This is a genomic window from Cellulomonas bogoriensis 69B4 = DSM 16987 (genome assembly GCF_000767165.1).
Taxonomy (GTDB): Bacteria; Actinomycetota; Actinomycetes; order Actinomycetales; family Cellulomonadaceae; genus Actinotalea; species Actinotalea bogoriensis.
In genome coordinates, this window is the sequence record NZ_AXCZ01000150.1 from 1 (window position 1) to 6,765 (window position 6,765).

Annotated in this window: 4 protein-coding genes; all 4 read left to right on the top strand. The window is 71.6% G+C overall.

Annotated features, from left to right (window positions below):
* Positions 1-1,117: protoporphyrinogen oxidase (gene hemG / locus N869_RS11730; RefSeq protein WP_052105480.1), on the top strand; the 1,117-nt coding region annotated here is incomplete at its 5' end.
* On the top strand, positions 1,114-2,262 hold the full coding sequence (locus N869_RS11735) for a TIGR04053 family radical SAM/SPASM domain-containing protein (RefSeq protein ID WP_035061941.1): 1,149 nt from the start codon (positions 1,114-1,116) through the stop codon (positions 2,260-2,262). The genes hemG and N869_RS11735, both read left to right, overlap by 4 nt.
* Positions 2,263-2,425: 163 nt before the next feature.
* Positions 2,426-4,975, top strand: a complete 2,550-nt coding sequence (locus N869_RS11740; RefSeq protein ID WP_052105481.1) for an ATP-dependent Clp protease ATP-binding subunit — start codon at positions 2,426-2,428, stop codon at positions 4,973-4,975.
* A 149-nt stretch (positions 4,976-5,124) separates the two neighbouring features.
* Positions 5,125-6,561, top strand: coding sequence for a glycosyltransferase family 2 protein (locus N869_RS11745; RefSeq protein WP_156968516.1), 1,437 nt, complete (start codon positions 5,125-5,127; stop codon positions 6,559-6,561).
* Positions 6,562-6,765: the final 204 nt, after the last annotated feature.

The window sequence follows — 6,765 nt, forward strand, 5'->3', positions numbered from 1 at the left end:
GACCCCGCGCGGCCTGCGACCCCTGCCCGACGGCATGACGCCCACCGGCCCCACCCGGTTCGTACCCGTCCTGCGCTCACGCACGCTGGGACCGCGCGGCGTGGTCCGCGCCGGCCTCGAGCCGCTCCTGGCCCGCGCCGCGACCGGGGACGACGTCTCCGTCGGCGAGTTCGTCACCCGCAGGTTCGGCGCCCAGGTGTGCGACCGGCTCGTCCAGCCGCTCCTCGGCGGCATCCACGCCGCCGACGTCCACGACCTCAGCCTCCAGGCCATCGCACCACCACTGGCCCAGCTGCGCACCAGCGGCGACTCGGTGCTGCTCACCCAGCTCCGCCGGCGCCGCGCCACGCCGGCCACCACCACCGGTGGCCGCCCACCGGGCTTCACGACCTTCACCGGGGGACTCACCACCCTCACCGACGCCCTGCTCACCGGTACCACCGTCACCGTCCGCACCAGCACCGGGGCGACCGCCCTGGACCGCGACACCGACGGCACCTGGCAGGTCACCACCTCCCGGGGGGACGTCCTGCCCGCCGACGGCGTCGTCCTGGCGGTGCCCCCGCACGCCGCCACCAGCCTGCTCGGTCACGCCCCTGATGCGGTCGCGGCGCTCGCGGGCATCCGCACCACGAGCGTGGTGACCGTGCTGCTGGCGCTCCCGCGCGGGGCGACGTCCGGCAGGGGGACCGGTCTGCTCGTGCCACCGGGCGGGTTCCTGCGGGCCGCGGTGATGCTGACCGCCAAGTGGCCGCACCTGGCGGACCTGCCCCACGACCTGGTCCGGCTGTCCGCGGGGCGCGCGGGGGAGGAGGACGTCACCGAGCTGGACGACCAGACGATCCTGCGGCGCGTCCGTCGGGACCTGCGTGACCTGCTCGGGGTCACCGCCGACCCCGTCGACGTCCTCGTGCGCAGGCTTCCCCGGGCGATGCCCCTGATGGAGGTCGGGCACACGGCGCGCATCCGGGCGGCGCGGGCGGCGTTGGCCGACCACCCGGGCCTAGTGCTGGCGGGCGCCGCGTACGACGGCGCCAGCCTGGGCGCGTGCGTCACCTCCGGTGAGCGCGCCGCCACGGCCCTGGCGATGACACCCCAGAGGGAGGCAGTGCGGTGAGCGACCACCCCAGACGACCGGTGCGGCACGTCCGCCACGACGTCACCGACCGGCCGTTCATCGTCATCTGGGAGGTGACCCGCGCCTGCCAGCTCGCGTGCCGGCACTGCCGCGCCGACGCGATCCTGCGCCGGGACCCCCGCGAGCTGTCGACCGACGACGGGCGCCGGCTCATGGACGAGCTCGCCTCGTTCGGCACGCCCCGACCCCTGGTGGTGCTCACCGGCGGTGACCCCTTCGAACGGGACGACCTCGCCGAGCTGGTCGCCTACGGCACCAGCGTCGGTCTGAGCGTCGCCCTGGCACCGTCGGTCACCCCGCGGCTGACCCGCGAGACCCTCACCGTCATGCGGGACGCAGGGGCCAAGGCGGTCTCGGTGTCGCTGGACGGCCCCGACCCCGCCAGCCACGACACGTTCCGCCAGGTCGACGGCGTGTTCGACGCGACCATGGAGGCGATGGCCGCCGCGAAGGACCTCGGGATCCGCCTGCAGGTCAACACCACCGTCACCGCCCAGACGGTGCACCACCTGCCGGACGTGCTGCGGATCGTCGTGGACGCCGGGGTGTCGTTGTGGAGCCTGTTCTTCCTGGTGCCCACCGGGCGGGGGCAGGCCCTCACCCCCTTGACGGCCCACGACGAGGAGGAGGTCCTGCACTGGTTGCACGACGTCTCCACCCTGGTGGCCATCAAGGCGACCGAAGCCCCCCACTACCGGCGCCTGGCGCTGCAGCGGGACGCTCTCGCCGCACCGGACGAGGTGTTCCCGGTGGGCCCGCTCCGGGCCTCGCTGCGGGCCCGCACCGCCGAGCTCATCGGTGACCTCACCCCGCGCCGCGTGGCACGCGCGCCCCTGGACGTGAACTCCGGGCGCGGTTTCGCGTTCGTGGACCACATCGGCGACGTCTACCCCAGCGGGTTCCTGCCCCTGGTCGCCGGGTCCGTGCGGGACCGCCCCTTCCCGGAGATCTACCGTGAGTCCGACCTCCTGCGGACCCTGCGCGACCCCGATGCCCTGACGGGACGGTGCGGGCGGTGCGAGTTCCGGCAGGTCTGCGGCGGGTCCCGCTCCTACGCCTACGCCGTCACCGGCGACGTCCTCGCCGAGGACCCCAGCTGCCTGTACGAGCCCGCCGGGGTCTGAGCACCCGGCATCCCCAGACACGCCGGGGCGACACGCCGTGGAGGGTGCCGCGTCACGCCTGCGGCGAACACGGGCAGTGTCCGGGGGTCCCCGCCGTTAGCCTTGACGAACGACGTCCAGACCCTGTGCCAGGCAGGGTGCACGCCGCCCGCAAGGAGCGCAGATGTTCGAGAGATTCACCGACCGGGCCCGCCGGGTGGTCGTCCTCGCCCAAGAAGAGGCGCGGATGCTCAACCACAACTACATCGGGACCGAGCACATCCTGCTCGGCCTCATCCACGAGGGTGAGGGCGTCGCAGCGAAGGCCCTGGAGTCCCTCGGGATCTCCTTGGACGCCGTGCGCTCGCAGGTGCAGGAGATCATCGGTGAGGGCCAGCAGGCCCCGTCCGGCCACATCCCCTTCACCCCCCGCGCCAAGAAGGTCCTCGAGTTGTCGCTGCGCGAGGCGCTGCAGCTGGGCCACAACTACATCGGCACCGAGCACATCCTGCTCGGGCTCATCCGTGAGGGTGAGGGCGTGGCCGCGCAGGTCCTGAACAAGCTCGGTGCGGACCTCAACCGGGTCCGCCAGCAGGTCATCCAGCTGCTGTCCGGGTACCAGGGCAAGGAGCCGGTCGCCGCCGGCGGTCCCGCCGAGGGTCAGCCGTCCGGGTCGGCGGTGCTCGACCAGTTCGGGCGCAACCTCACCCAGGCCGCCCGCGAGGGCAAGCTCGACCCGGTGATCGGCCGCGCGCAGGAGATCGAGCGCGTCATGCAGGTCCTGTCGCGCCGCACCAAGAACAACCCGGTGCTCATCGGCGAGCCCGGTGTCGGCAAGACGGCCGTCGTCGAGGGCCTCGCCCAGGACATCGTGCGCGGCGACGTGCCCGAGACCCTCAAGGACAAGCAGCTGTACACGCTGGACCTCGGCGCGCTGGTCGCCGGGTCCCGGTACCGCGGCGATTTCGAGGAGCGCCTGAAGAAGGTCCTCAAGGAGATCCGCACCCGCGGCGACATCATCCTGTTCATCGACGAGATCCACACCCTCGTCGGGGCGGGCGCCGCCGAGGGCGCGATCGACGCCGCGAGCATCCTCAAGCCGATGCTGGCCCGCGGTGAGCTCCAGACCATCGGGGCCACCACGCTGGAGGAGTACCGCAAGCACGTCGAGAAGGACGCGGCCCTGGAGCGCCGGTTCCAGCCGATCCAGGTCGCCGAGCCGAACCTCACCCACGCCATCGAGATCCTCAAGGGTCTGCGTGACCGGTACGAGGCCCACCACCGGGTCTCCATCACCGACGAGGCGCTCGTCGCGGCGGCGAGCCTCGCCGACCGGTACGTCAACGACCGGTTCCTGCCGGACAAGGCCATCGACCTGATCGACGAGGCCGGCGCCCGCCTGCGGATCCGTCGCATGACCGCGCCCCCGGAGCTGCGTGAGCTCGACGAGCAGATCGCCGAGGCGCGCCGCGACAAGGAGTCCGCGATCGACGAGCAGGACTTCGAGAAGGCCGCGCGCCTGCGCGACGTCGAGAAGCAGCTCGGCCTCAAGCGCGCCGAGAAGGAGAAGGCGTGGAAGTCCGGTGACCTCGACACCGTCGCAGAGGTCGACGAGGAGCTGATCGCCGAGGTCCTGGCGATGTCCACCGGCATCCCGGTGTTCAAGCTCACCGAGGAGGAGTCCAGCCGGCTGCTCCACATGGAGGACGAGCTGCACAAGCGGGTCGTCGGCCAGGAGGACGCCATCAAGGCGCTGTCCCAGGCGATCCGGCGCACCCGCGCGGGTCTGAAGGACCCGAAGCGTCCCGGTGGGTCGTTCATCTTCGCCGGCCCCACGGGCGTCGGCAAGACCGAGCTGGCCAAGGCCCTGGCGGAGTTCCTGTTCGGGGACGAGGACGCCCTCATCCAGCTCGACATGTCCGAGTTCTCCGAGAAGCACACGGTGTCGCGGCTGTTCGGGTCGCCCCCCGGGTACGTGGGGTACGACGAGGGCGGTCAGCTCACCGAGAAGGTGCGTCGGCGTCCGTTCTCGGTGGTGCTGTTCGACGAGGTCGAGAAGGCCCACGCCGACATCTTCAACTCGCTGCTGCAGATCCTCGAGGACGGTCGCCTGACCGACTCCCAGGGTCGTGTGGTCGACTTCAAGAACACCGTCATCATCATGACCACCAACCTCGGTACCCGGGACATCGCCAAGGGCGTCCAGACCGGGTTCCAGGCCGGCGGTGACCTCTCGACGTCGTACGAGCGCATGAAGGCGAAGGTCAACGACGAGCTCAAGCAGCACTTCCGTCCCGAGTTCCTCAACCGTGTCGACGACATGGTCGTCTTCCCGCAGCTGACGCAGGACGAGATCATCAAGATCGTCGACCTGATGATCGCCCGGCTGGAGAAGCGCCTGCGCGACAAGGACATGGGTCTGGAGCTCACGCAGGCCGCGAAGGAGCTCCTGGCCGAGAAGGGTTACGACCCGGTGCTGGGTGCCCGGCCGTTGCGCCGCGCGATCCAGCGCGAGATCGAGGACCAGCTGTCCGAGAAGATCCTCTTCGGCGAGCTGCGCCCCGGTCAGACCGTGCGGGTCGACGCCGAGGGCGAGGGCCTGCTCGGCGAGTTCGTCTTCAGCGGCATCGGTGAGCCCACCGGGCCCGACGGGGACGGCGAGCCCGTGGGTGTGTCGGTCTCGGCCATGCCGCCGCTCACCACCACCGAGGGTGACGGCACCGACGAGAAGTGACACGGCCGCGACCCTGACGGGTCGTACCGGGCACAGGGCCCGGGTGGTGCACCCCACCACCCGGGCCCTGTGCCGTGCCACGGGAGTTCATCCGGGTGAACTTCGGCGCGAACCCTCGTCCGTGCGGGTGAACCGCCGATGGGCCGGGCGTGAGCGTGGACCGTCAGCAGGCGCCACCGGTCCCACCTTCGGGTGACCAGGTCCGGGCGGTTCGGCGAGCCTGGCCGGTCACCCAACGTGGGCGGGCCGCCGGCAGGGGGCCCCGCCACCGCCGCGAACGGCGCCCCCTGTACATCCCCGTCGCCGGGAAGTTCACGCTCGCGGTGGCGTTCATGTGCCTCTGGGTGGGCCTGTCGACATGGATCGCCCAAGGGTGGATCACGGACCTGTCCAGGCTCGGGGGACCCGTGGTGGGCTGGGCCGTGGTGATCCTGGTGGCGCTGCTGCCGGGCGCGGTGGTGTCGTTCATGGCGGCCTCGCTCGCCCTGGACAGGCAACCCGCCCTGCGGGTCGCGCAACCCACCACCCCCGTCACCGTGATCGTCGCCGCCCGCAACGAGGAGGCGGGCATCGGGGAGACCATCGCGTCGCTGTGGCGGGCGGAGTACGCCGGCCCGGTGACCGTGATGCTCGCGGACAACGGGTCGACCGACCGCACCGCCGAGGTCGCCCGCGCCACCGCCGACGAGCTCGGCATCGACCTAGTGATCATCCGGGAGGAGACCCCCGGCAAGTCCAACGCCCTCAACACCGCGCTCCTGTCCGTCACCACCCCGTACGTGGTGACGGTCGACGCCGACACGCTGCTGCACCGTGAGGCGTTGAGCCGGCTGGTGTCCCGTCTGGAGAGCGCACCCGGCGACACCGTCGCGGTCGCGGGCACCGTCCTGGTCCGCAACTCCCGCACCAACCTGCTGGCCCGCATGCAGGAGTGGGACTACTACCTCGGCATCGCGGCCGTGAAGCGCATGCAGGGCCTGTACCAGGCGACCCTGGTCGCCCAGGGCGCGTTCTCGGTCTACCTGACCGAGGAGGTGCGGCGCATCGGCGGGTGGCCGGACGCGATCGGTGAGGACATCGTCGTCACCTGGAAGCTCATGGAGGGCGGCAACCGGGTCTACTTCGAGCCGACCGCGGTGGCGTTCACCGACGTGCCCGTCAAGGTCACCCACTTCATGCGGCAGCGGGCACGGTGGGCCCGCGGCATGTTCGAGGGTCTGCGGGCGGTACCCCCGTGGCGTCAGCAGCGGCCCCTGACCCGGTTCGTGGCCGGCATCGACCTGTTCATCCCGTTCCTCGACATCGGGTACGCGCTCATCTGGTTGCCGGGGATCCTCCTGTTCGCCCTCGGTTTCCCGCTGGTGGTGTCGGCGTGGACGCTCGTCGTGTTCCCCATGACCCTGCTGGTCTACGGGCTGGTCCGCACCTACCAGTCCAAGCACGTGTTCGGGCCCCTGGGGTTGAGGGTGCGCCGCAACCGGTTCGGGTACGCGGCGTTCCTCCTGCTGTACCAGGCCCTGTGCTCCACGGCGTCCCTGGCCGGCTACGCCCAGTTCCTCGCCGGGACGCGACGCCGCTGGAAGTAGGTCCCCGCACCGGCCACGGGGGCGGACGCGTCGTGCCAAGGTAGGCCCATGCCCGACCGCGTCGTCGACGTCGCCCGCCTGCCCCGCGCCCCACGGTCACCAGGGACCGGCGCGACGGACCGCTTCCTGGAGGCCGTGCGCGCTGCCGGCATCGAGCTGCACAGCCTCATGATCGTGCGCCGGGGCGAGGTCGTCACCGAGGGG